15 protein-coding genes are annotated in these 26,700 nt (G+C 51.9%); 13 read left to right on the forward strand and 2 right to left on the reverse strand.

Features of this window, described 5'->3' with window-relative positions:
• Positions 1 to 264: 264 nt before the first annotated feature.
• Positions 265 to 1,026 carry a transcriptional repressor AgaR gene (gene agaR, locus ACIX8_RS04670; protein ID WP_150110488.1) on the forward strand — a complete coding sequence of 254 codons (762 nt, stop codon included), beginning with the start codon at positions 265 to 267 and terminating at the stop codon, positions 1,024 to 1,026.
• A gap of 5 nt (positions 1,027 to 1,031) precedes the next feature.
• Here the strand turns inward: agaR and ACIX8_RS04675 are convergent, their stop codons facing one another.
• Positions 1,032 to 3,005, reverse strand: a complete 1,974-nt coding sequence (locus ACIX8_RS04675; RefSeq protein ID WP_014264172.1) for a hypothetical protein — start codon at positions 3,003 to 3,005, stop codon at positions 1,032 to 1,034.
• Between the two features lie 165 nt (positions 3,006 to 3,170).
• On the opposite strand from ACIX8_RS04675, the gene ACIX8_RS04680 reads away from it, so the two are divergent.
• Both ACIX8_RS04680 and ACIX8_RS04685 read left to right on the forward strand, forming a co-directional pair.
• The gene (locus ACIX8_RS04680; RefSeq protein WP_014264173.1) at positions 3,171 to 4,241 is read left to right on the forward strand and encodes an amidohydrolase family protein; all 1,071 of its coding nucleotides are present in this window, start codon (positions 3,171 to 3,173) and stop codon (positions 4,239 to 4,241) included.
• Positions 4,242 to 4,336: 95 nt separating this feature from the next.
• Complete coding sequence (locus ACIX8_RS04685) at positions 4,337 to 5,788, forward strand: PQQ-dependent sugar dehydrogenase (RefSeq protein WP_014264174.1); 1,452 nt, start codon at positions 4,337 to 4,339, stop codon at positions 5,786 to 5,788.
• 162 nt (positions 5,789 to 5,950) lie between these two features.
• On the opposite strand, the gene ACIX8_RS04690 is transcribed toward ACIX8_RS04685, so the two are convergent.
• A complete protein-coding gene (locus tag ACIX8_RS04690; RefSeq protein WP_014264175.1) occupies positions 5,951 to 7,150 on the reverse strand; it encodes an acyltransferase family protein in 1,200 nt (399 codons plus the stop codon).
• Between the two features lie 346 nt (positions 7,151 to 7,496).
• Here ACIX8_RS04690 and ACIX8_RS04695 point away from each other — a divergent pair, with 346 nt between their 5' ends.
• From ACIX8_RS04695 to ACIX8_RS04740, 10 genes are all read left to right on the forward strand, one after another.
• Positions 7,497 to 8,849: a Gfo/Idh/MocA family protein gene (locus tag ACIX8_RS04695; protein WP_223295464.1), complete on the forward strand. Its 1,353-nt coding sequence runs from the start codon at positions 7,497 to 7,499 to the stop codon at positions 8,847 to 8,849.
• Positions 8,850 to 8,966: 117 nt separating this feature from the next.
• Complete coding sequence (locus ACIX8_RS04700; RefSeq protein ID WP_014264177.1) at positions 8,967 to 10,385, forward strand: DUF4832 domain-containing protein; 1,419 nt, start codon at positions 8,967 to 8,969, stop codon at positions 10,383 to 10,385.
• Between the two features lie 198 nt (positions 10,386 to 10,583).
• Positions 10,584 to 11,765 carry an SIS domain-containing protein gene (locus ACIX8_RS04705; protein ID WP_014264178.1) on the forward strand — a complete coding sequence of 394 codons (1,182 nt, stop codon included), beginning with the start codon at positions 10,584 to 10,586 and terminating at the stop codon, positions 11,763 to 11,765.
• Between the two features lie 106 nt (positions 11,766 to 11,871).
• Positions 11,872 to 12,195 (forward strand): class II D-tagatose-bisphosphate aldolase, non-catalytic subunit, encoded by a 324-nt coding sequence (locus tag ACIX8_RS04710; protein ID WP_150110489.1) that lies wholly within the window; start codon positions 11,872 to 11,874, stop codon positions 12,193 to 12,195.
• Between the two features lie 550 nt (positions 12,196 to 12,745).
• Positions 12,746 to 15,949 (forward strand): TonB-dependent receptor, encoded by a 3,204-nt coding sequence (locus ACIX8_RS04715; RefSeq protein ID WP_044176169.1) that lies wholly within the window; start codon positions 12,746 to 12,748, stop codon positions 15,947 to 15,949.
• A gap of 104 nt (positions 15,950 to 16,053) precedes the next feature.
• A complete protein-coding gene (locus ACIX8_RS04720) occupies positions 16,054 to 17,475 on the forward strand; it encodes a Gfo/Idh/MocA family protein (protein WP_014264181.1) in 1,422 nt (473 codons plus the stop codon).
• A gap of 524 nt (positions 17,476 to 17,999) precedes the next feature.
• Complete coding sequence (locus ACIX8_RS04725; RefSeq protein ID WP_014264182.1) at positions 18,000 to 21,242, forward strand: TonB-dependent receptor; 3,243 nt, start codon at positions 18,000 to 18,002, stop codon at positions 21,240 to 21,242.
• Positions 21,243 to 21,367: 125 nt separating this feature from the next.
• Complete coding sequence (locus tag ACIX8_RS04730) at positions 21,368 to 22,489, forward strand: amidohydrolase family protein (RefSeq protein WP_150110491.1); 1,122 nt, start codon at positions 21,368 to 21,370, stop codon at positions 22,487 to 22,489.
• 176 nt (positions 22,490 to 22,665) lie between these two features.
• Complete coding sequence (locus ACIX8_RS04735) at positions 22,666 to 25,158, forward strand: alpha-galactosidase (protein WP_014264184.1); 2,493 nt, start codon at positions 22,666 to 22,668, stop codon at positions 25,156 to 25,158.
• A 128-nt stretch (positions 25,159 to 25,286) separates the two neighbouring features.
• Positions 25,287 to 26,633, forward strand: a complete 1,347-nt coding sequence (locus ACIX8_RS04740; protein WP_014264185.1) for an APC family permease — start codon at positions 25,287 to 25,289, stop codon at positions 26,631 to 26,633.
• Positions 26,634 to 26,700: the final 67 nt, after the last annotated feature.

The following is a 26,700-nucleotide window of genomic DNA, read 5'->3' on the forward strand; positions in this document are numbered from 1 at the left end:
CCCGTTGCTGCGAAGTTGAATTGGGCGTGCAGTACCGTTTTTTTCTGGGGAAAAAACGGCCATAAGTGTCGTGGTTTCGTTAGACACCTACAGGAGATTTGCTATGGAATATTTCCCTTCGAATCCCCTTTCCAATTGCAATTAGATAAGGTGCCATGTAGTCTTCGTTGAGCAACAAGCAGAGTAGAGGCACATATGCCGTCAAAAAAAACATCCGTTGAGGCAAGATCCGTAATGCTTCCGGGGGCCGAACGTGGTTCCGAAATGCTTATCGAAGAGCGCCGTCAATATATCGTAGGGTTGGCCCAGAAGCACGGCCGTGTACTTGTCGAAGAGCTCTCAGATTCCCTCGGGATTTCGCGCATCACCATTCGCAAGGATCTCGATCATCTCCAGAGTCAGGGATTGCTGCAGCGCACGCATGGCGGCGCTCTACTCCCAAGTAACGGAGCCATCTCTGATCCGTCCTTGCGGGAGAAAGAAGGGCGTCATTCGCAGGAGAAGCTGCGTATCGCCACGGCCGCTGCCAACCTGGTTCAAGAGGGCCAGTGCATTCTGCTTGATTCCGGCACGACCACGACGGCCGTCGCCAAGGCCCTCAGGCGCTTCTCGCGTCTGACCATCATCACGAACGCAGTCAACGTTGCCAGCGAGCTCCGTGATACCGACTTTGAGGTACTGTTGACCGGAGGTTCGCTGCGTAAGAACTCGTTCTCCCTCGTTGGTCCTCTGGCGGAGGATATGCTGCACGAGATGTATGCCGATATCCTCTTCCTCGGTGTCGATGGCTTTGATCTTGAGGTCGGTCTTACGACGCCAAATGTCATGGAGTCACGCGTCAATCGTGCGATGGTGAAGGCTTCCTCGTTGGTGGTGGCCGTATGTGACTCGACCAAGTTCAACCGGCGCAGCCTATCCAAAATCGTAGATGCCACGGCAATCCACCACATCATCACGGACTCCGGCCTGCCGTCTGCAACGGCCGATGCGCTCCGTTCGGCCGGGATCAATCTCACTCTCGTTTAGGCGCATTAGCGAAGCGGATCAGCCTGAAGTGTCAGTACCTCGAACGGTGCCAGCTCAACATCCAGCAGTTTGCCGTTTTGTACTGTCCGCTGCTCTCCAAAGTGTGAGTTCCTGCCGGAACTCCAGGCGTTGTGTAGCTTGTAGGCAGTCTTGCTCTTATTGGGCAGTTCAAAGGTATCCGCAAGGTTCAGGCTGTAGTGCTGGGTCTTCGTGGAGGGGTTTCGTAGCGTCACGATACCCACCTCCGGAGTCCACGCCGCCCATCCGTAGACCTCCAGCTTGTCCGGATCGCCACCAATCCAATGCGTATCTTTCAGTATTTGCGAGTGCGCCCGGCTCCAGCGTGCACCCTCCGCGAGTGTGTTCCAGTTGGCCTCGGTGAGCAGCGCAGGAGTAATGTACATCTCCTGAAGTTGCGTACCGCTTCCAAAGTAAGAGTGAACCTCGTCGGCAAAGTCATTGCCCGGATCGGTCTTCAGGTCTTTCGCCTGTTTGGCATAGATGATGCCATGCAGCATCAGCGAGTTCAGTGGGAAGAGTGGGCCTTTGACTACGATGTTCTTGTACGTTTGGGCATCGCGATAGGTAATCCAGCGCTGGCGCGAGTCACCTACTCCGGAGAAGTCATGATCCTCGCCGCCGCGCCATATGGAGTCTGCATAGAACAGCCAGAACGGTGAGGCGGTCGTTCCTGTCGTCAGGTTGACGAACAACTCCGGCTCCTCCTTTCGCAACCGTTCGATGAGATGAATCGCTGCGTCGAAGTCGCTGTCGAACGCGCTGCCCGGAAACACACCATTGGCATTTCCCGTACCGTCGAACTTGAACTGGTTGACATGGTACTTGTTCACCATCTCCAGGCATATCTGCTCAAAACGGTCGAAGTACTTCGGTCCGGAGAGCGCGTAGCCGTCGTTCTGAATTTCGAAGCCATGGGATCGGCCATAGGCAATGCGCTCGCGCTTCTGCTCTGCATAACCACCCCACGGAGAAAGCCATACGCCAATGCCTGCGTTGTACTTCGCAGCCGTCTCACCGGTCTTCTTGAAACCGTTTGGGAAACCCGAATTGAACCCCCACAGCGTCTTGGGATCGTCCCATCCATCGTCGAAGAGGAAGGAGTCGAGCTTCACGTGTCGTTCCACCACCAGATGCCGGCCAAATTCGTTTACGCGGTTCATAGCTCCCGCTTCATCAAAGCGGTTCTCATATCCCAGATCAAACCACGAGTTGTAGTGCAGAAACGGTTCATACGCCCGCGGCCGTTCGTTCTCCAGGTAAGCCAGGAACGCACGTCGCATCTGTCCCGGCTGCGATGTTCCGACGACCGCCGAGTAGGTAATCGCCTGTCCTGCACGGAGCGGGAGATCACGGAACAGAGAGGTCCTCACAACGCCGCCGTTAACCACACTGACGGACAGCGGATGCTCGAACCCAAAGAACAAATTGCCATCCACAACAGGCGAACCCTTCACCGAGCCGTCAACTTTGGCACCCGCATCGGCAAACTGTAGCAGCCGCACTTCGGCGATCGGCAGGTCTGTATTGCCTGCTGAGATTCGCAGTAACTCACGAAAATAGTTGCTGCCTGGGCGAACATTCAAGCACCAGGCAAAGCTGCCTGACGATGCGGCCGAGGTGAACTGCCAGCACTCCTCCGTCCTGGCGACCTTGTCCGAACTTCTGCGCAGCGCCAGATGAGGGTCGGACACGCTGGCTGCTTCTGGGATGGGGGAGACCTGCATCTCTGTTGACCGCAGCTCCGTCCTGTCCTTCATCACGAGGACGAACGCCTCCTTCATGGAGAAGCTTCGTCCGGAGATGGTGTCGGTTACTGACACACCATCGAAGCGTCGGTTATGCACGGCAACCCTGGTCCGCAACATGCCAGCTTCAGCGTCATACGTTTGTGGGAACATCGCTGGAGCGGTGGCGAGCGCCAGAAGCACAACGGCACAGGAGTAATCGAAGCGGATCATAGGGTGACGCCTCATCTTAAGTAACGTGTTCATAATAAAACGAAATATATAGAAATGTCTTTATATTTCGTTCTACAATTCAATTCTGCATTTGAAGCGCTGCAAGAAGAAGCTTGGCGGTCAGGGAAACGGCCCCTGGTTTCCAGGGGATTTGAGGAGACAAGCATGTCAGAACCGAATGCGCAGGACAAATTTATCGCGATGGTCTCGGCTAAGGCGAACGTATCGTTGCCCATCAGCGAATTTCACCCGCGCAGCATGTTGCACAATGTCGTGCATGCAGTTCATCATCCTCGCTTTTCTGTCATCGATTACCACAATCATCTCGATGCGCAAGATCCGGCAGAGGTCTTGAAGATTATGGATGCCTGCGGCATCGAACACATCGTTAACATCACGATGAAGGTCGGCGAAGAAGCTATAGAGCAGATCGAACGTTATCGCACCGCCGATGCGAAACGATTCTCTACGATTGGCTGGATGGATTGGAACGGTGCGGATTCACCGGATTTTTCAGGCTTTATCAAGCTTACGATGGAGCGGATCGACCGGCTTGTGGAGCACGGTATCGTTGGCTTCAAATTCTGGAAGGACCTTGGACTGACAGTGCGTGATGCCAGCGGGGAACTGATCCGCATCGATGATGAGCGCCTCGCGCCTGTCTTTGAGCGGCTTGGCTCTCTCGGCATTCCCGTCATGGTGCACCTCGGCGATCCTGAGGCATTCTTCCTGCCAATCGGCGCCAACAACGAGAGGTATGAGGAACTCGCCGCTCATCCGGACTGGGGATTCTACGGCGCACAGTACAGTAAAGATGCTTTGCTGCAACAACGGGATCGCGTCTTTCAGCGACATCCCAACACAACCTTCGTAGGTGCTCACATTGCCGAGAACAGCGAGGATCTGCAGAGGGTTTCCGCCATGCTGGAAGCTTGCCCCAACGTGCTCGTCGATATCAGCGCACGCGCCTCCGAACTTGGACGCCAGCCCTACTCATCAAGAAAGTTCTTCCTCCGCTACGCCGACCGTATTCTCTTTGGCGCAGATCTTGTGCCGGAGATCGAGATGTACCGGCTCTACTACCGATTTCTTGAAACGGACGATGAGTATTTTGAATATCCTACGCACGCTTCGCGCCAAGGCCGCTGGAATATCTACGGGCTCTATCTGCCGGAGGATGTTCTACGAAAGGTCTATCGCGAAAACGCTCTGAAACTTCTTCCGCAGCTTCGTTGAGGTGTTCTCAACCCGGCGGCGAGAGCTTCACGGCGCCAGGCAAGAACCCTCTGTCCGTCCTTTAACCTTGTATCTACGATCAACTGGAGCCCACCATGATTAAGGTCATTGTCGCCGTCGCCATGATTGCCTCGTCCGCTATCCCTGCTGCCGCTCAACAAGTCGTGACCGGCCAGGCGGCCTTTGCCGATTGGAACCAGCAGCAGCCTGGCGTGCGCCGTAAAATTACCGCTGCCGATCTGCCCGCACCAGCCCCGAAAGAAGCCGTAGATAATGGTCCGCACCTCATTCCTCGGCCGAAAGACGCATGGCCTGTAGCACCTGCCGGCTTCAAAGTTACTCTCTATGCGGGCGGCGATTTCACACCCACTGCGGCCTCATCTTCGCAGGATCACAAGCCAGCCGCTGTTCCTGTTGCGCGTAGCACCTTCCGCGAGCCACGACTGCTTCGCACCGCTCCCAACGGAGACATCTTCCTGTCCGATTCGCATGGCGACAAAATCTTTGTTCTACGCGGCGTTGGCCCCGATGGGAAAGCCAAAACCATTTCTACCTTCGCGACCGGCCTGAACTTGCCTTTCGGGATAAACTTCTACCCCGCTGGACCTAACCCAAAATGGGTCTATGTCGGCAATACCGATTCCGTCGTTCGCTTCCCCTATAAGTCTGGTGACCTCGTTGCTACCGGCCCCGCGAAAACGGTCATTGCCCAGCTCCCCGGCTTTGCCCAGCTCCGCGGTGGTGGCCACTGGACCCGCGATATCGTCTTCACCCCCGATGGGAGCAAGATGCTCGTCTCCGTAGGATCTGCCTCAAATATTGATAACCCCGACACCTCTTCCAAGGAGTTTCACCGCGCCGATGTTCTTGAGTACACCCCTGAAGGTAAATTCCTCAAAGTTTACGCATCGGGCATACGCAACTGCGTTGGCGAGGCCATCAATCCAACTACCGGTCAGCTCTGGTGCTCGACCAACGAGCGCGATAATCTTGGCAACCACCTGGTCCCGGACTATGTTACTTCCGTGAAAGAAGACGGCTTCTACGGATGGCCCTGGTATTACATCGGCTCCCATTCCGACCCGCGGCTCCCCGCACCCTGTGCCGACGGTATTGCCGCCAAACAACAGGCTGCCGCGATCTCCCCTGACGGTGGTTCCTGCAAGCGCGTAGACCTTTCCAGCAAAGTCATCGTCCCGGATGTCCTCGTACAGCCTCACATGGCCTCTTTAGAGATGATTTTTTACACCAGCCCCTCAGGTTTTTCGCGGGAGTATCTTGGCGATGCTTTCGTGGCTGAGCATGGAAGCTGGAACCGTGCCAATCGCGCGGGCTATGAAGTCATTCGCGTCCCTATGCACAATGGCAAGGCCGATGGTACCTACGAAGATTTCCTAACCGGATTCGTCACGAAGGACGGTGGGGTCTGGGGGAGGCCTGTAGGCATCACAATCGCGCAGGATGGCAGCATGTTCGTTACGGACGATGGTTCCCGCTCCGTCTGGCACGTCACCTACACAGGCAATAACCCTCAAGAATCGCACTGACGTGAGTGAAGGTTGTAATTGCCGGCTGGGGTAGCAATCCACTGCCCCAGTGGTTCTCGTTTGTTTTCGATTGCCTTCTGGCCTTCTGGCCTTCAGTTGAAGGCCAGAAGGCCAGAAGGCAAGGAGATGAAACAACGCACTCTGAAAAGAGGGATGCTTAGCCTATATGCGAATAAAAATCTTCTTTCGAAACATCCAGAACAGAAGTACCCAATAGGTACCGAGCGTAAGTGCGCCGAGCAGGATCGGTTGCAGATTGCTCCCGAACATATTCAGCACAGACTCTCCAAGGTTGATGCGAAAACTATTTTGGATGAAGTTATCTGCTAAGTAGGACATCAAATAGGCAGCGATTGAATTCGTTCCCACAACGATCAACGGAAATGCAAGGCGATATTGTTTCTTCACGTCGACAACCCATGAAAAGGCGGCGAGAAAGAGGAAGCACACACCACCGCTGAAGAGAGTCCATGAAGGTGTCCAGATGCGCTTCACGATGGGACAGATTCCGGCGAAGTGAAATAGAAGACCGCTGCCGAGTAATACCGCCGCCGCAAGCAAAAGTTTTTTAAACGGAATCTTCGGGGTAGCTTCAAGCAGCCAGCGCCCTGCGGCAAGACCCAGAAGCATGGTTCCAAGCGTGGGGATGAAGCTAAGTGTTAGATATCCACCATCGTTGAACTCAAAGGGAGTGGGGCGGGGGAAAAGATTGAGAAACCATACGTCGAAAGCTTGTCCGAGGTTACTGTTTTTATTCCAATGCGACATGAAGCCTGTGAAGAGGTGTTGATGCCATTCAGACGGGACGCCAACGGAGCTATACGGGAAATTGGGGCCGGGAGCTGGGTATAAAGCCCAGGCTAGCCAGTAGCTAAAGAGAACTGTTCCAAGCGTAATCCATAGCCAACGAGCAGGGCGCAGTGCCACCAGAAAAGCGAAGGTATAGCCCAGTCCGATCTGGGTCAACGTATCTTCGAAGGTGAAGTCCGTCGCAGTGCTGTGAATGGAACGAAGAAAGATACCAAGTGCGACGAGTAGAAAACTCCGCCAAATGGTATGCCCCAGCATGTATTTGAAGCTTTCGCCTTTGCGGCGGCGGCTGCGCAGCGAATAGGGCAGCGCAACCCCCACGAGAAAGGTGAAGGACGGCTGGATCATGTCATGCAGACTCATGCCTGTCCACTCGACATGCGATTGGTTGTAAGCCAGAATATGCAGCAAAAAGTTATCGGGGAAGGACTTCGCGACAAAGGCAAAGCGAAAGACTTCAGCGAGCATAAGTGCCATCACAAAACCACGATACGCATCGACCGCAGAATTACGCTGTTGCAGTCCTGTTGCAGGTGTGCCCAATTCACTCATGCTTGCCTCTTGTTCGGATCAAAAAATCAAACAGTTGGGGAAGATCACTTCCGAAAACCTTGTATCCAAATCGCGATAGAGTTTTCTGCGGACACCAGAAAGGTAATATAAGGCAGGCATGATGAGCAATGTTTTAAGTCGATTGCAATCATTTTATTTCGTTTATCGTCGAAAAATCTTGACAGTGCTGATTCTGCCCTCTAAGCTGTCGTTCATGGCAGAGGGGTATGAGCTTCTGTGATGGCTAGCCTTTGAAGCTCGCTTTCGATTCGCCAACATACTTATCCCGTGTTTCCGATCAAGAGTAAAGACGCACAATCTACAGATCGAGGAATTTCAAATGACTATGGATGAACCGACTCTCGAATCATGGACGCGGCGCAGATTTGTCCAGATGGCTGCGGCGAGCGCGGCGAGCATTAGCGTGGCACCTCTTGCACATGCTGAAGGCGAGACCGAGCATCGCACCATGATCGATGTTCCATTTGAGAAGCGAAACCCTCGCATCGCATTGATCGGTTTAGGCGGACGCGGAACTTCCTTGTTGGGGAACCTGCTTGCAGCGGATGGGCAGGTCGTTGCTTTGTGCGATATTGTTCCGGCAAAGACGGAGCATGCTGCCTCGCTGGTTGTCGCTGCAGGACAGCCGAAGCCCAGACTTTATACCCATGGGCCTCATGACTACGAGACCATGCTCACGGGCAATGACATCGATCTCGTATTGGTCGCAACGCCTTGGAGTTGGCACGCTGAGCAGGCGATCTTTGCCATGAAACACGGTAAGGACGTCGCTATTGAAGTTCCTGGAGTGACTACGATCGAGGATTGCTGGAGGATCGTCCGTACTTCGGAAGAGACGCGAAAGCATTGCATGATGCTGGAAAACTGCTGCTATGGCTACAACGAGACGCTCGTGTTACGCATGGCTCACGACGGTTTATTCGGTGACCTTCTATATGGCGAGGGTGCTTATTTACACGACCTCCGTAAGATACTTTTTTCCGATGAAGGCGAAGGCTTGTGGCGGCGCGCCGAACACACCAAGCGCAATGGGAATTTGTATCCTACGCATGGACTGGGCCCGGTCGCGAACTACATGGGTATCCAGCGTGGAGACCGGTTTGGCTATATCGTCTCGATGAGCAGCAGGGAAAGATCATTCGATGAATATCGCAAAGAACATTTACAGCCAGGCGATCCGCGGATGGCAGAACGCTATGTGACCGGTGATATGAATACCTCTCTGATCAAGACGGCGAATGGGCTGACCATCACGGTTAAACATACCGTCTCGACACCGCATCCCTATGACCGGGTCAATATGATTGCGGGCACCAAAGGCATATTTCAAGATTATCCTGCGCGTATCTACTTCGATGGCCAAAACAGTGATGAGTCCTGGGAATCCATTGATGCATGGAAGAAATATGCGCATCCTCTCTGGCAGCGGGAGGGAGGGACAGCCACAAAAATCGGGGGCCATGGTGGCATGGATTACATCATGCTCTATCGCTTGCTGCAATGTGTCAAAGAAGGCTTGCCTCCGGACATGGATGTGTACGATGCAGCGGCCTGGTCGGCTGTGGCTCCGCTTAGTGTCTCCTCAGTGAGTCGCGGCAGCCAACCGGAAGAGTTCCCAGACTTTACGCGAGGGAAGTGGCAGCAGAGGAAGGTTTCCGCTATCGCGATGCAAGCGTAGAGTTTCTCCTTTTGAGGTCGCGCTGCTGGTTCGAGATGCTCCTGGCGTCTGGGAGCTTGTAGAGCTTCGGTACCCGTTCGTTTGCTGTCGGTCTCTGAAAGATTGGTGGAGTGATCGATGAGAAGCTTGCAGAGCTCGAAAAGAAGACCAATTGGGGAGATCGCTGCGGCGCTCGCCGTGGCATTTATAGCTAGCTCCTTCGTTGGCTTTGCACAGGAAGTTACAACTGTTGTAAGGCCGGTAGAGACTCACGAGATCCTGATCAACCCTGGTATGGGGATTCAAACCTTTCAGAGATACAACGGCGATTCATTGAATCCCGGTGTGACATGGTCGGAGGAAGGGCCTGTGGGCACTCTGAAAACAGAGGAGAAAAAACCGGATTTTCCTGGGTCCTCTGTTGCCTACGTGCGGTGGCATTGGGCAACACTTGAACCGGTGCAAGGCAAAGTTCGCTGGGAAATCATCGACCTTGCACTTGCTGAAGCTAGACGGCACGGGCAACGGCTCGCGATTCGTCTCATGCCGTATGATCCAAAACACCCATTGCCCAAGTGGTATCGCGAGTCGGGCGCGCGGCGCGCGAACTCGAACGATGGAAATATATGGGAGCCTGATTTTAGTGATCCGCTGTATTTCAAGGATTGGAGTGCTTTGATCAACGAGGCCGGTCGACGCTATGATGGCCACCCTGATCTGGAGAGTGTCGATATCTCAACGGTAGGTTATTGGGGCGAAGGATGGAGTAGCTACATGCCCGAATTCCCGGTTCAGAAAAAATTGATCGATATCTACTTCAAGGCGTTTCATAAGACTCAACTCTTGATGAACTTTGATGAGCCCGAAGCCCTGGTGTATGGAACTTCCCATGGGGCTGGCTGGCGCTTCGACTGTCTCGGTGACATGAAGGAACATGAGCCGGAAATGCTTGACCAGTATCCTGAAGAAATTGCGGAGACAGGCATTCAGGATGTGTGGAGATCGGCGCCTGTTTCCATGGAGACCTGTGGTGTGCCTGAGTCGTGGCTTCGGAACGGTTGGGATGCGCACTATATTCTCAGCGAAGCATTGCGCTGGCACGTGAGCACTATCAATGTAAAATCCAGCGCCATTCCACAATTGTGGGGAAAAGAATTCGAGGACCTCGAACGAAGGATGGGGTATCGCTTTGTCTTGAGGCGAGGCGAGTGGCGGACGCAAGCTCGAGCGGGTGAGGCACTTCATCTAAAAACATGGTGGGTCAATGAGGGGGTCGCCCCGGTCTACCGGCCATTTGTGTTGGCGTTTCGGCTGAGTTCGCCAAACCAATCGAGAGTGATCCGGACCGATGAGGACGTGCGCAAGTGGATTCCTGGGGATGCGGTATTCGAAGACCCTGTCTTCGTACCAAGCGATCTACCAGCCGGAGAATATCAAATAAGCGTCGCACTTCTGGATCCTGTGACTCTCTCGCCGGCGATACAGCTGGCAATCGAGGGCCGAGGGAGAGATGGCTGGTACAGCTTAGGGAAAATTCGGGTCAGTGATGGCTATTAATGGAAGGAGCTTTTCAAGCAATGCGATCACATACCATTTGATATTGTCCATTTTGAGCCGCGTCCCCCTAATGAGTAGCAAACATAATAGATCTATCGTTATTTGCGATTGCCTTCGTCTCCCCTGTGTTACTATTCGTTGTGTTTCGTTTCTATTTGTCGAGTTTCGTGTGCGGAACGTGTGTTGTAGAGGATTAGCGTGACATCTCTTTTAGATTTTGTTGATTTACCGGTGGCAGAGCAGAAAGCCCGCGGGCTACTTTTTACTCCCCGCGAGATTGCCCAGCAGCCTCATACGTGGAAGAAAACGTTACAGATATTCAAAGAGCATCAGACGCAGATTTGCAGCTTTTTAGAGAAAGCTGGACTGCGGGATGAGTTAGAACTGCGACCAGTTGTCGTGCTGGTCGGAGCGGGAACTTCGGATTACATCGGCCAGGCATTAGAACTCCTGCTCCGTCAGCAGTGGAGTTGTGAGGTGTTGGTGTGCGCGAGCACGGAGCTGCTGCCCAACCTCGATGACTACATTGTTTCAGGGCGCAGATATCTCTTCATTTCGTTCTCCAGGTCGGGGGATTCGCCGGAGGCTGTGGCCGTTGTAGAGCAGGCTGTGCGATTGCATCCCCGGATTGCCCACCTGATTGTGACTTGCAATGCTCAAGCCCGGCTGATTGAAGTTTGTGGGGCTGCCGAACTGTCGTGCGTGGTGGTGTTGGACGACGAAGTGAATGATCGCAGTCTGGCGATGACAAGCTCTTTCACAAACATGATCGTGATGGGGCAATGCCTGGGACACGCATGGTCGATCGAGGAATACTCGGAGATTGTCGAGCGGTTAGTGGCCGCTGGACAAAGCTTTTTGTTGCGCGCCGAGGAAGAGGCAGAGCGCACTTCGTTGCTTGGATTCTCTCGCGTGTGTATGGTTGGCATCGGATCGCTTGCCAGCATTGCTCGGGAGTCCGCATTGAAGGTATTGGAAATGACGGCAGGCCAGGTAAAGACAATGTCGCAGACTGTGCTTGGACTTCGGCATGGACCTATGGCGGCGTTAGACTCCGAGACGCTTTTTGTATGCTTTGTCTCCGGTGAGGCTCGTAAAGTTGGGTACGCAAAAGATTTGCTGCGAGAGATCGGAGAAAAGGGGATTGCTGCGGAGCGAATCGCCGTGGGAGTTCCTTCGACGCATGCTGAAATCGAGCCCTACTGCGAGTCCTATCTTTCCGTAGAAGTCGATGTTGCTGATGCGTACCGTCCGATTTTGGATGTGATGTTTGGCCAACTCCTTGGTCTGTACTGTTCGGTGGCTCGCGATTTAAAGCCAGACTCGCCCAGCCCGGGTGGTGTGATTAATCGAGTCGTACAAAAGTTCAGGATCTATTAGAGATCGTGTCTTCTTTGCTTTAGTTGCGCTTTGCCTAACGAAAGGGCGGCATTTCGGCTGCCATCTACTCGGGATGTTCTGTGCACGTACACACTTGGGGCGACTCGTGTGGCGAATCGAGCAAGCCGTAGAGGCAGGATTGTTGGTATTGGTTGAAGCGACCAACGGCCAGGGTAAGTCAATTTGGCGGCTATCCCAGAGTGCAGCCTACAATCTTTCGCGAATGAAAATTTCAGAGAGCATGTCTAGTCGCTACCTGCCAATAGAGTACTGTCGGCTGGGCAAGCAGGAGATTGCGAGCGATCCAGTTTCTTTGATTATTGATCTTATCGGAGATATAAAAAATGCCTATACTTCGGTTTGCAGCAAAGGCATAGACATTCCGAAGCTGTTCAAAGCGACAGGTGTGTCAAACTCGCATCGCTTGTAGCGAGTAGAAGATAGATTCCAATTCCGTGCATTGTTCCAGCCTGCTGTGGCGATCTCTGCCGAGATTGCGCCAGCAACTAAGAGGAACATCGAAGAACCTCTCACTCCAGCCTTTTGCCTGTCTAGTCCGATCAAAATCGATTTGCCACGCTGATAAGACCATTAGGCTCTTCGCTGCGCTTAAAAGCGACTCTAAAATTCAACGAAAACCTGGCTCATCAAATCGAAGTCGTGGTTGCGGAGTCAGAAATTTCTTTCTAAAAAGAGCTTATTGTCTTCATCTCCTCTTGACATTGGAGGGTAAAACGATCATAAATGACTATCAACGATATTAAACGTAATTGCAGGGGCAGGAAAAGCTAATGCTCAGCCTGAGTTAAGGTCTCAACCAAAAATCTAGCAGCCGCAAAAAATAAGCTCGGTGAGGGAACGCCATGAAATTAGAAACCAGCGGAATGGTAAGCAGATTTCAAAATTTGAGGAGGGCGCCATCCCAATCCCTTCTCGTGCTTTCGCTCTTCCTAGCGATATCGTTGTTGTTTACGAGGTCATTGTCGGCTCAGTATACGACGGCGCGACTTGCTGGAATCGCAGTTGATAATTCGGGGGCCGCAGTCGCAGGGGCGACGGTAACCGTCAAGCAAGTCACAACCGACTACAAGCTGACGGTGAAAACCGGAACTTTGGGCGAGTATGTGTTTCCAAGCCTCCCTGTTGGTAGCTATGAGCTTACAGTTCAGATGGCCGGCTTTGACACGTATGTTCAACACGGCATTGTTCTGACGGTAGGTCAATCGGCTAACCAAAATATTACGTTACGTGTTGGAACAGTCACTCAAGATGTGACTGTCAATGAGAATTCATCTCTGGTTACGACTTCGGATGCCGCAGTCGGACAGTTGATCAATCAGAAGAGCATGGAAAGCTTGCCCATGAATGGGCGTGAGGCTCAGCAGCTCGTATTCCTGGTGCCGGGCGCTGTGAATGTTTCGACTCAGAATTGCGGTGCAGACTGCGAAGGCGGCGTTCTCCCAGGCGAGCAATATGCCAAGGTCAACGGTGGCGGCGCCAATGGCGTCTACTATCTGCTCGATGGCGTTGACTACAACGATACCTACATCAACACAAATCTTCCGTTCCCCAGCCCTGACGCGCTTCAGGAATTCAATGTTCAGACCAATAACCTTAGCGCCGCTTATGGAAATGCAACGGGCGGAGTCGTCAACATTCTGACTAAGTCGGGGACCGATCAGATACATGGAGATGTTTTTGAATATCTCCGCAATTACGCAATGGATGCGAAGAACTATTTTGCTACTTCACCAAATCCTTTGAAGCAAAACCAATTTGGAGCCACGATTGGGGGGCCGATCCTCAAAGGAAAGCTGTTCTACTTCGGATCCTACCAAGGAACGCGGACCAACACGGCTACTAATGGACAGATCGCGTTCGTGCCGACGATGGCCGAGCGTTCAGGAGATTTTTCAGATCTCCTGCCTGACACCCAGCTGGTGAACCCGACCACGGGGGCACCGTACAACAATAATCAGGTTCCGGTCGACACGGTCGCGTCCTATCTTCTTCAACATATCCCAGCCCCCAATGGCCCCGGCCGTCAACTGACCTACAACGGTGCGCCCCTCGTTCAAGACACTGATGAATTCCTGATCAAGGCTGACTACAACACTGGTAAGCACCACTTGAGCGGGCACTATTTTCAGCTGAATTACCGGATTCCTGTTATCTTGCCGCCCACGACGAACATCCTGGCGGGAAACACAGAAACGCCCCAAAATCTGGCTCTTAAGCACATTAGCGTAGTGGACATCTATACGATTTCCAGCAACGTTTTGTTGAATAGCTACTTCGGATATACAAGTCAAACAGGGGCAACGTTGTCACCCGCTCCATTTAGTATTGCGGACGCGGGTGCCGAGATCGCACAGCCGACCAACTTCAAGCCAACGCTAAATATTGATATCAGTGGTAATTTTTCAATTGGTCAACAGCCTGCAACTGGAACGTGGAACCGCGGAGACCAATCGCTTCGTGAAATTCTCACGATCATAAGGGGCAACAACCAGATCGAGGTTGGTGGCGAAGCCGTGCGGGTTCGGGCACCGATGGGAAACTCCTATCAAGCAGATGGTAATTACACCTTTGACAACAGTCTCACCGGCGATAACGTGGCCGACTTTGTTTCGGGTAATGTGTCCAGCTTCACGCAGGGCGGTGGACTGTATCTCAATTTCACCGGAATCAACTGGAGCGCATTCGTCCAAGACGATTGGCGAGTAAGCCCGCGCCTCACCTTGAGTGCCGGCCTACGTTGGGATCCCTTCATTCCCTACAAAGATAGTGAAGGACGAGTGGGATGTTTTCTGCCAGGGGCACAATCGGTGCGCTTTCCGAATGCGCCTGCAGGCCTCATCTTTGGAGGAAGCGATCATGATGCAGGCTGTCCGCAGTCCTCTATCTATAACAACCTTGGTAATGTGGGACCACGCTTCGGATTTGCTTCGCAACTTACGGCAGATGGGAAGACCAGTCTCCGTGGCGGAGTTGGGTACTACTATCAGTCCCCCAATCTTGTTGCCTTTGAAGATGTCGTTGGGATTCCACCATTCGCGCCTATCGTCAATCTGACGTCGGTGAACTTTACTGATCCCTATGGAAGCGCGGGGGTTGCAAGTCCCTTTCCCGCACAATTCGGACCTTCCAACCCTGGTCCCACTGCCACCTTTCCCCAAAATATATCCTTTACTCAGATTTTCTCGAGTCACTATAGACTTCCGCAGATTCTCATGACGAACCTGACACTCGAAAGAGGAATAGGTGCAAGCTGGCTGGCACGTGTGGCCTACATGGGCGTGAAGGGGACTCATCTTGGTGGAACCGGTGACCAGGAGGCAGGACTTCTTCAGCTGAATCCAGCGATTTACATTCCGGGGCAGTCCAGCGAAGCAAACGTCCAACAACGTCGACTGTATCCATCGTTTGGATTTGTCGATTCAATCAACTCCGGAGTGAACAGCAACTACAACGCGTTGCAGCTATCTATGGAAAAGCGCGTCAGCAAAGGCCTCTCTTTCCTCGCGAACTTCACTTGGTCCCGGGCGCTGGACGATTTCGGTCCTAACGGAGAGCCCGGCGGACTGGCGACGAACACTTGCAGCTGTGGACGCTATTTTGACTATGGCCCCGATGCAGGCGATGCCAACAAAGTGTTCAAATTTTCGGGAAATTACGACTTTCCTCCGGTGCCCGTGAAGGGACTCGTTTCAAATGTAATCAACGGTTGGAATTTGTCGGCGATTGCAACCTGGCAATCAGGATTTCCATTCACAGTCTTCAGTGATGACGACAATTCCTTCAGTTCGATTGGAGCTGATCGAGCAGATCTAACTGTCTCAAGTATCAAAAAGGCCGTATTGAGCAATGGTCGTTCACACTCACAACTGATCAACGAATGGTTTGATACATCTGCGTTTGCACCAAACCAAATTGGTACTTTTGGCGATACAGGTAAAAACGCCCTGCGAGGGCCGAGATATTTCGATCTGGATCTGGCGCTGCTAAAAACGTTCAAAGTTAGCCAAAGATATTCAGCGCAATTTCGAGCCGAGTTCTATAACTCTCTAAATAATGTGAACTTCGGTATGCCTGATGGCGGTTTGACAGATAGTAGCTTCGGCCAAATTACATCGGCCCAAGATCCTCGTATTCTTCAAATGGCCCTGAAGATCATGTTTTGAGCTAGGATCCTGAAGCCCCTGGTAAATCCCCAGGGGCTTTGATTCTAACTAACTAAAAACATTGCATGTTTCAAGATGCAATCCAGCCGAGTAAAGGATCGCTTGTGACAGACAAATCATTTCCGCTAGTGGACAGACGAACGTTTGTTAAACAGGCTGGGGTAGCGATTGCCTCGGTTGGTATGACTGCAAGTTCATATGCGCGAGTCATTGGCTCGAACGACAAAATCAGGATCGCTCAGTTGGGCTGCGGAGATCGCAGTGAGGGTCATGTCAACATGGTCCGATTAGCTTCTAAGGAAATGCCGGTCGAAACCGTAGCAGTGTGTGACATCTGGAGTCTGGCGCGCGAGCGACGCGCTGCACAGGTTAAGAAGGCCTTCAATCTGGAGCCGCAATCCTTCAAGTACTCCGAAGATATGCTTAATCGCAAAGATATTGACGGAGTCATGATCGCTACTGGCGACTTTCAGCACGCCAAGCTTTGTGTAGAGGTCGTAAAAGCGGGCAAAGATTGTTATGTCGAAAAGCCATTTGCCAATGTGCTGTCGGAGGCTAAAGAGGCGAGAGACACCGTAAAGGCTTCCAAGCAGGTGGTCCAGGTAGGATCACAGCACAGAAGCGAGCCGTATCAACTGGCCGTTCGCGACATTATTCGCTCCGGTCGTATCGGAGGTATCGTTCACATTGAACAGGAGTGGAATGTGAATGAGGAGCGGTGGCGCTTTGTCCCTATGGATACGGGAAGATCCGCTGAGATGGAACAAGACAGAAACATGGAGTGGCGCAAGTGGATGTTCGATCGAAAGTCGAAGCTCCGGGAGGAGGACACAGACTGGAAGCGATGGTTATTAGGTAAACCGTATCGGCCCTTTGATCCGCATACCTATTTAGAGTTCCGTCTCTATAAGGACTTTTCCTCGGGAATATTCGACCAGTGGATGAGCCACGGTAGCGACCTGGTACATCTTTGGACAGATGAGACCTATCCGGAGAGCATTGTAGCAAATGGTGGAGTCTATGCATGGAAAGACGGTCGTGAGAATGCGGACACATGTGTAGCGGCCGTCACTTACCCAAAAGGATTTCTTTATACATACAAGACAGTATTTGGAAACAGCTTCCGTAGCTTCTCTCGAATACAAGGGCGCGATGGCACAATCGTGAACTACGGAGGAGAAGGAGCCTCGCTATTTTCGGTAAGTCGTGAGGGTGGTAGAGACGAATACGCGGGATCTGTGAAAACAGACAGGTTGCCGATCGTTGCTCCTGCTTCCGATAAAGAGGAAATAGTACGGGCCGCCGGTGCACAACCTGCAGATACCGAAGGACCGGGAGACGATAGTGTGGTTCATGTTACGAATTGGTTCAAAGCGATGCAGGCAAGAACTGAGCCTAATTCAAATGTCAATCACGGATTTTCTCATGCAATCGTCATCATTATGGCTGCGCAATCTTATTGGAGTGGGAAAAAACTTTACTGGAATCCGAAAACTGAAGAAATCGTCGACCAGCCCATTAGCTAGAGGCTAATCAAACACTGTAGTCGCGACAAGCGAATGCACCAACTGGAATGGCTAGCGGAGTTTAATTGGTATTGTACAAACGCTACGCTGGGTATAAAACCGCTCGGGGTAGCGTTTGCACTTATAGCGTTATTCTGCAGTGCAGCGATAGTCCTTTGTCTCGCGATCCTAGCAAGTTGGATCATGAGTTCCATCAGTCAATCGCATTTGTCTATCCACGTTATAAGTCGTCCGCTTTGGCGTTTACATCCTTGGATATGACGATCAATCTCGTATCACGCAGATTGTCCAGTTCGTTGGCCGCGCCTTTCTCTCGCGAGTGATGCCGAACCTGTTTGAATGTCGGATTCCAGCTATTTGACTTTTGCTGTTTTTAGGTTGACAACTAGATTAAATAAATATAAAAAGATATAAATAAATTTAAAACGGAACATTGAATTGTTTCTAATGTGGGCCCGGATCTTATAAGGATTTGTGTAGATCGCAATCGATACAGAACGAGCAAAGATACCGATGGAGGCGTCATGCGCTGTAGATCGCTTTTCTTCCCACTTTTAGTTCTTGCCCTGAGCACGTCCCCCTCCATTGCACAGCTCACATCAGCCAGCATCTCCGGAAAGGTTACAGACGCATCCCAGTCGGCTATCCCCGACGCATCGGTTACTGCCGTAGATGTTGCGACAGGGAATACGGTTACGGGACGGACAGATGGCGAGGGCAATTATGTGCTTACCGGTCTCCTGCCGGATACATATCGCCTCAAGTTTGGCAAGACGGGCTTCGAGTCGAATATCCAGGAAAATCTTGTGATTACGGTGGGTGAGCGTGCGACCGTCAATAGCGTGCTTCAGGTGGGTTCCGTCTCTGACAGTATTACGGTTCAAGCAGATTCAGCAGCAGTCAATTTGCAATCTCCCACTGTGTCAACGGTAATTGATAGCAAGCTGACCCAGGAGTTGCCACTGAATGGTCGCAACGTGCTGCAACTAGCTCAACTTGCGCCTGACGCCGGTCCGACGGCGACGGGTCCCTACAATCAGGGTGCATCGAGACCCGACCTGGCTAATTCCTATGTCGGGGCAAGCGGTGGAAGAGGAGATTCCACGGCCTTTTATCTTGATGGAGCACTCAACGAAGATGTGCTCACGCAAATTCCTAATGTATTTCCGGACCCCGATGCTATTCAGGAGTTCAGCCTCGACACGAGCTCCTTCAGTGCAAAATTCGCCGGGCTTGGCGGCGGAGTGATGAATGCTGTCACACGCGGTGGTACGAATCAGATTCATGGTGTACTGTTTGAGTTCCTCCGTAATAGCGCGTTGAATGGAAGAAATTATTTTGCAACCGCGCAAGATGGTCTCAAAAGAAACCAATTTGGCGGGACGATTGGCGGTCCGATTCGAAAAGATAAGACATTCGGCTTTTTTTCTTATCAGGGCACGACCATCAGGCAGAATCCAACGAGTTCTGCAACCGTATTGACTGCGGCCCAACGAGCGGGTGATTTCTCGTCCGATAGCAATCAGCTAGTCAATCCAACCACTGGTGCTATCTTCCCCAAAAACTACATTGATCCTTCTCTTTTTGATCCGATAGCCAATAAAATTCTGGCTCTACTTCCGGTCGGTGCACCGGGAACGGGATTGGTGTTCTATACATCGCCGTTGGTAGAGAACGATAAGCAATTCGTGGGTCGCGTTGATGAAAATGTCACTTCAAACCTGCACCTATACGCGAGCTATCTGTATGACGCTCTGAGCGAACCTGCCAAGACGATTCCGAATAATATTCTGACCGCATCCAATGCGTCGGGTACGGGGATTAATGATTATTGGCAGAGCCAATTTGCTGTTCTCAATACGACATATGTCTTTAGCTCCAAATTAACGACTACTGTTGTTACGTCAATGAGTCGCCGTACAAATCTCGCCAAGTCAGCACCAGGATTTCCTGGCTGGACCGATCTCGGCGCCAACATTCCAAACCTGGTAGCTAAGGGCTACAGCAGCTTGCCGCTGACGATCAATAATTACTTCTCCGTGGCATGGGACGGCATATACGAAATTCCTGCTACCGAAGGGGGGCCTGCGAACCAATGGACTTGGGTTAAGGGAGCGCATACCTTGGAGTTTGGCGGTGACATTCTATGGAGTAAGGTCATCAAGAATCAGGATTACGAGGGCGATGGATCTTATACGTTTAGCAACGATCTTTCTGGAGATAACGCTCTCGACTTCCTTTTGAGTAAGCCGTCCAATTTCGTTCAGGAAGCGTCCTACTACGAGACCCCCAGTCGAATGCTGCCTGCCGCCTATTTCGTTGATACGTGGCGTGTTACACCGCGGTTGGTCCTGACCCTTGGTATCCGATGGAATCCTTTTGTCCCCGTATTTGATAACACCTATCACCAGGCCGGAGTTTTCAGTCCGGCTGCCTATGCAAATAACATTCACTCTACTCAATACCCAACCTTACCGCCTGGTCTTTTGGTCGCAGGAGATCCCGGAGTTCCAGCGCGTGGAATTGATTCGAACTATCACATCATCGATCCGCGAATCGGTTTTGCCTATGATGTTTTTGGAAATGGTCACACCAGTTTGCGCGGCGGCTATGGCATGTATCAAGATCAGATGACCGCGAACATGATCAACCTGAACTACAGTCCTTTCAATGTGAGCGTATCGTTCACGAATCCCGCTAGTATTGAAAATCCCTATCAAAGGCAAGTCAATCCCTTCCCGGTCGTCAAGCCTACCCCGCCGAGCACGCCGTTCCAGATTCCAGAGGCGGCAGGACCGTTCGTTTTGGGAATGAAGGCGCCCACTATCCAGCAGTACAATCTCACATTGGAACAGCAAGCGCCCTATAGCTCCCTTGTGAGAATCGCCTACGAAGGCTCGTCGGCCGACCACCTGTTTGGGGCCGTTGAGGGAAATGCCGCAGTCTACAATCCAGCGGAAACCCAGAAGCAGAATGTGGCAAATTACAATATTCGTCGTCCGATGGGAACTTATTACCAGGGGCTTTCTCTCAACGAGAACGTTGGGACGGCAAACTATAACTCGCTTACCGTTTCGGTGCAACGGCAGGCAGCACGCGGATTGACGTTACTGACGGGATATCGGTGGTCCAAGTGCATGGCCGAGGCTGATCCAACGGGCTTCAACTCCGATGTTTACGCAACGCCCAACCCCCATGATGATCGCTCACGCTGCAGCTATGACACAAAAAACCAGTTCAAAGCTTCCTTTGTATGGGAGTTACCCAAGTCACACTTCGATAGTTCAGTAGTGAATGCAGTTCTGTCCGGGTGGATGATCAATGGCCTTGTTACATTTCGCTCTGGCCAGCCATTCACAGTTCTCTCTGGCGTCGACAACTCGACCAGCGGAATTGGGAAGGACCGGGCAGACCTGATTGGAAATCCCAATCTTCCTGGCGGTAGAAGCCATGCACAAGTTGTAAAGGCATACTTCAATAAAGCAGCTTTTACCGCCAATGCCCTTGGTACATATGGAGACACGTCCAGAATGTTTCTTACGGGCCCTGGATACTCCGACATAGACCTTGCAATTACGAGATCTTTTGGCATACCACTCAAGAGCCGGGAGCATGATCGCCTGGAGTTCAGAGCAGAGTCTTTCAATCTAGCAAACAGAGTCAATTTTTCAAATCCAAATGCCACGATCTCATCGAGCAGCGCCGGCACAATTACCTCGGCGCAGGATCCAAGAATTCTGCAGTTTGGACTTAAGTACATCTATTAGATGAGTTGTTTGGCTTGCTGGGTGGTGCGCCACTGCGGCGAGTCCGTTATCTCTGTTGGGATTGCCGTTTTGATCTACGAACTCTTGTAGCTCGCAGTGTGATTTTCGGTTCGAAAAGGTGACTTGTGTCTAAATTTTCATCGCTGGCAATCTTGCTCGTATTATCGGCTGGAAGTATGGCGTCTGTATCGTATACACAGGTAGGGCCTTATCCGACTAAGGCAATCGATGGTGGGTTTCGTGAGGACGAACTCCGGAGATTTACCGCACTTGAGCCGATCGATACTCACACTCATATCTACAAGAGCGATCCGGTTTTTTTTGAGATGTTGCGAAAGCTTCATTTGCATACTCTCGATATCGTGGACGTTTCAGACAACGGCAACGCTGAACGGAAAGATCTGACAAAAGAAAATAATGATGTGTTCGAGGTGGCGAGAGAAAGTAGCGGGCATGTGTCCGTTTGCACCACATTTGACCCCTATTTGATTAGCCAACCTGGCTTTACAGAAGCTGCCATCCATCAACTCGATGAGAGTTTTGCTCGGGGCGCAATTGCGGTAAAGGTTTGGAAGAACGTTGGGATGGAGGTCAAAGATTCGAAAGGGAACTATATCCTTCCCGATAATTCATTATTAGAGCCGATTTACAGAGATATAGAGTTTCACCATAAGACCCTGGTCACACACGTTGGAGATCCTAATACCGCCTGGGCCGCACCAAATCCGAGTGCAACTGACTTTTCATACTTCAAAAACAATCCGCAGTGGTATATGTACAACATCAAGGATGCACCGCCGAAGCAGAAAATACTCGATGCGCGTGATCATCTCCTCGAGATGAACCCTGATCTGCGGATGGTCGGAGCACATCTCGGGAGCATGGAAGCAGACATTGATCAAGTGGCCCGGCATTTTGACCGCTATCCAAATTTCACAGTGGATCTAGCGGGTCGAATGCCCTATCTAATGCTGCTGCCCCGCGAAAAAGCAATTGCGTTTATAACGAAATATCAAGATCGGTTGCTGTATGGCACGGATAATACGATCTACCCGGAAACGGAAGTCAGTACGTGGGTATTCAGGGCCGAGGATTCCTATGCCAATGACTGGAGATTTTTGGCAACTGATCAAACAGTGGAATATGGTGGCCGCCGACTGAGGGGACTGGCTTTGCCGAATTCAGTCGTAAAAAAAATCTATCACGACAATGCAGTTAAATGGATTCCCGGTATTGCAGACCAATAACCGATAGCGCAAGTTGACCAGATGGCTATCCGATGTGATCTCAAAGGTTCAACTTCTTATATAACGCGTGTCGACGATTCAGCCTTATGTTGCATTCTTCACGAGGTTGAAGATCCCGTCAAAAGACATCATCACTATCAGATCATCACTGGTCTCTCAAACGAAACGAGTGTCAAATGAAGCAGCCAATTCTTTATCGTATCTTAGGTCTAACTCTCGCCATTCCTTTCGCATTCACAGCGAGCGCGCAGCAGCAGGACGCGCCGTTACAGTTGAAGACCGATGCAACCGATGGCAGTTATTCCATCAGTGCGCCGGGCATCTCGATGCCTATTCTTCGGGCGACGGCTGCGGCGAAGGTCAATGGAAAATGGCTTCATGCCGCAGATTACCCAAAACACCTGGTCAGCACTAAGATCGCAAATGGTGAACTCGGCACTAGCAAGCTAATCACGATTCAATACACTGGACGTGCTGATGCTCCAGATCTTCTGCTATCGTTGAGGACCTATGATGCCTCGCCTTTCGGCGACATGCAGCTCACGGCGCACAATACGACAAGCCATGCGATCGAAGTTCAAGAACTCCGTGTTCTCGAATCGGAAAAGGGTAAAGGCGATAGTGGAAAAGATGACCTCATTAACCTTGGTGGTCCGGCCTCAGCCGATCGTGTCTTAAACGATAGCTTCAGTGAAGACCGCCCCGCTATGCAGCTTCACGATCTCAGTGACGCTAAGACAAATGTCCACCGTGCGGTTGGTGTCCAACTTCTCTATAACCAGCAGAGCAAGCAGAGCTGGTTTATCGGTGCTCTTACCTCAAATAAGTTCCTCAGCGTTCTTCGACTTCACATGGCCCCGGCTGGTGTTATGAATGCCTACGAGGTTGATTCCACGGGAACGACCGAGCTTCTCATTGAAAATTCCCTGCATCGTTCCTCTGAAAAGGACCGTGTGGAGCTCAGCCTTAGCGTGCCTCCAGGTGGTGAACTCTCGTCGGAGCGGATGCTTTTCGGAGTTGGCACGGATTATCATGGCCAGCTCGAAACCTATGCTCATCTTATCCGTGACATCCATCATGCACTTGTGACCGCACCCACGCCTATCGGCTGGTGGAGCTGGACTGCCTACTATTTTGGGCTGGACCAGGGGACTGCATTGACCAATGCACAGTGGCTTTCTCAACACCTTAAGCCTCTGGGGTATGATTTCTTTCATATCGACGAGGGCTATCAGTTTGCGCGTGGAGAATATGCCACGCCGGACGCATCACTGTTCCCTGAAGGTATGGGGTCCCTGGAGCATAAGGTCATCAACGAGGGACTCACCCCAGGCATTTGGACGGCTCCCTTCGAAGTATCCGAGCGTTCCTGGGTTTATACCCATCATCCAGAGTGGCTTGTACACAATGCCCAAGGTGAGCCCATCCATATTGGCTTCGTCACCAATAATCTCGATCATCTCTATGCCCTGGACACAACTCACCCAGGTGCGCAGGCCTATCTTCACTCGACTTATTCCAAGCTGACAAGGGAATGGGGTCTCCGCTACATCAAGTTGGACTTCATGGAAGACAGCGCTATTGAGGGTTTTTATCACGTTCCCCAGACCACCGCACTAGAGGCTCAACGCATCGGCATCCAGACAATTCGGGATGCTGTTGGCCCCAATGTGCTGCTTGACAAGGATGGTTGCGAACTTCTCAACCCCGTTGGCCTGGTTGATACCGGCCGGATTTCACAGGATACCGGGCATACCTTTTCCTCCAGTAAAGACGCGGCTACTGGTATAGCCGCGCGTTACTATATGAATCGTAACTACTTCCTTGCTGATCCAGATGCTTTCTCCGTCTCGACCCAGACCGTTGATGATCAACACTGGCATGGTGGGACGAAGCAGCTCACGCTCGATGAAGCAAAAATCTCGATCGTGCTCTCTGCTGTGTCTGGTGGATTATACGAGATCGGAGACGATCTTCCGACGCTAGGAGAAGCTCCGGATCGTCTGGCATTGGTAGAAAACCGTGATCTGCTCGACATGGCGCGCCTGGGTCGTGCGTCTGTTCCTTTGGATCTCATGACGTACGATCCTCTAGATCTGCAACCCAGTATTTTTGAGCTGCAGCAAACACGCCATCAGTCTATTGTCACCGTGTTCAACTGGTCGGAGATCTCCCGGGCACATAGCCTTACGCGAGCTGCTCTTGGGCTCGATCCGAAGGCGAATTACACGGTCTCCGAAGTTCTGACCACGCCGAGCGATTCTACGTCTCTCTCCGCTTCGCTCGATGTAAAGCAGCCAGCTCACTCGGTTCGGGTCTTCAAAATCATCAATACAGATATTCCGGCAGAGGCCCCTATGGTTAACGCAACAGTAGCGCTTTCCGGAAAGACGGCTGAACCGATGAGCTTTAGCGCGGTCGCCAAAGATGCGGGCAACCCGATCCTAAATTGCACTTGGGATTTTGGTGATGGCATCACTGTGGCGGGAGTGAAGACAACCCATAGCTATACGCATGCAGGTAGCTATACAGTAGGTCTGCGGTGCTCGGGTTTTGCACCTCAGCCGGCTGTCCAGACATTTGCTGTGAAGACGACCGGGTCTGTCGCGACGAAATTTGTACCGACACGTCAACGTCGTTTCGAGGAAGAGGGAGAACCAAAGCAATAGTGACTTGTTTAACTCCTTTAGCTTCATAGACGCCTCATTCGATTATTCGAGGGAATGCTTCTGTAAGGCACAATTGAAACTGTTTACGAAAAGAAGTATTCCATCTTCATGTTTTGAAAGCGATCACGATGCAAACCCTAGAAGCCGATGTGCCGGCCCCTCAACTGAAGCGATCGCTTAAGCTCTGGCATCTCATCGTGTATGGGATTGTCATTATTCAACCCACTGCCCCCATGGGGATCTACGGAGTTGTCAACAACGTAGCGCGTGGCCATGTGGTTACGACAATCCTTATTGCGATGGTCGCCATGCTCTTCACGGCCGTTAGCTATGGCCGCATGGCGCGCATCTATCCCAGCGCAGGATCAGCCTATACCTATGTAGGACGCGAGATTAACCCTCTCGCCGGCTATGTCGTGGGCTGGTCCATGTTGATGGACTATCTTCTGAATCCAATCATCTGCGCAATCTGGTGTAGCGCTGCGGCTGCTAATGTTTTACCTAATATTCCTTACGCTGCCTGGGCTGTCGCTTTTGTATTGCTGTTTACGCTACTCAATCTGCGTGGTGTTAAGGCTTCAGGACAAGTGAATGCCATCCTTGCCGTCGGCATGAGCCTTGTTGTTGTGGTCTTTCTCGCGTATGCCATCCGCTATCTTGCCTTTATTGCCCGTCCCATTGGCGGTCAATGGCTCACACCTTTCTACGATCCAACGACCTTCTCTCCGTCGCTTCTTCTTCGTGGAACATCCATTGCTGTTCTGACTTACATCGGTTTTGACGGTATCTCTACCATGTCTGAGGAGGTTGAGAATCCACGCCGTAACATCATGCTCGCGACCGTTTTTACCTGCCTGATTATTGGCATTCTCTCGGCCGGGGAGGTCTACGTTGCTCAACTCGCATGGCCGTACCACGGGCCTTTCCCCGAGGCGCAGGTGGATACTGCCTACGTTCACGTCGCGCGTCGCATAGGTGGCAGTTTTCTCTTTCAGCTGCTCAATGCAACTCTCTTAATTGCCAATCTAGGCTCTGGAGTCGCCGCTCAGTTTGGAGCGGCGCGTCTTCTTTACGGAATGGGACGTGGTGGCGCTCTGCCACAACGGTTCTTCGGTGCACTCAATCAAAAAAACTCGATCCCGCGCAACAATGTGCTCTTAGTCGGAGCCATTACGCTCGTTGGAGTTTTTGTGCTGACCTACGAGCGCGGCGCCGAGCTGCTTAATTTCGGCGCCTTTATCGCCTTCATGGGTGTCAACGCCGCTGCCCTTATCCACTATCGCTTCCGTTCGACAGAGAAAGTCCTGCTCCGCACGACCATACCGCTTGCAGGCCTTGTCGTGAGTGCCTTCATCTGGCTCAACCTGGGTAGAAATGCCCAGATTCTGGGCTTCACATGGATCGCACTCGGACTTGGACTTTATTGGCTTCGCCGGAATGGCAGAGCTGATGCCGCTGCACCCTCTTTCGAATAGTTAAGCTGTCACGAGTTGAGCTTTCAACCCCATTCCGCCATCACTTATCCGCCACATCCAAAGGAGT

Source organism: Granulicella mallensis MP5ACTX8, from assembly GCF_000178955.2.
Classification (GTDB): Bacteria; Acidobacteriota; Terriglobia; order Terriglobales; family Acidobacteriaceae; genus Granulicella; species Granulicella mallensis.

Bases quoted from the DNA above. Each gene is read 5' to 3' on its own strand.
- agaR (WP_150110488.1), top strand. From the start codon at position 265: ATGCTTATCGAAGAGCGCCGTCAATATATCGTAGGGTTGGCCCAGAAG.
- ACIX8_RS04675 (WP_014264172.1), bottom strand. From the start codon at position 3,005: ATGATCCGCTTCGATTACTCCTGTGCCGTTGTGCTTCTGGCGCTCGCC.
- ACIX8_RS04680 (WP_014264173.1), top strand. From the start codon at position 3,171: ATGTCAGAACCGAATGCGCAGGACAAATTTATCGCGATGGTCTCGGCT.
- ACIX8_RS04685 (WP_014264174.1), top strand. From the start codon at position 4,337: ATGATTAAGGTCATTGTCGCCGTCGCCATGATTGCCTCGTCCGCTATC.
- ACIX8_RS04690 (WP_014264175.1), bottom strand. From the start codon at position 7,150: ATGAGTGAATTGGGCACACCTGCAACAGGACTGCAACAGCGTAATTCT.
- ACIX8_RS04695 (WP_223295464.1), top strand. From the start codon at position 7,497: ATGGATGAACCGACTCTCGAATCATGGACGCGGCGCAGATTTGTCCAG.
- ACIX8_RS04700 (WP_014264177.1), top strand. From the start codon at position 8,967: ATGAGAAGCTTGCAGAGCTCGAAAAGAAGACCAATTGGGGAGATCGCT.
- ACIX8_RS04725 (WP_014264182.1), top strand. From the start codon at position 18,000: ATGCGCTGTAGATCGCTTTTCTTCCCACTTTTAGTTCTTGCCCTGAGC.
- ACIX8_RS04735 (WP_014264184.1), top strand. From the start codon at position 22,666: ATGAAGCAGCCAATTCTTTATCGTATCTTAGGTCTAACTCTCGCCATT.
- ACIX8_RS04740 (WP_014264185.1), top strand. From the start codon at position 25,287: ATGCAAACCCTAGAAGCCGATGTGCCGGCCCCTCAACTGAAGCGATCG.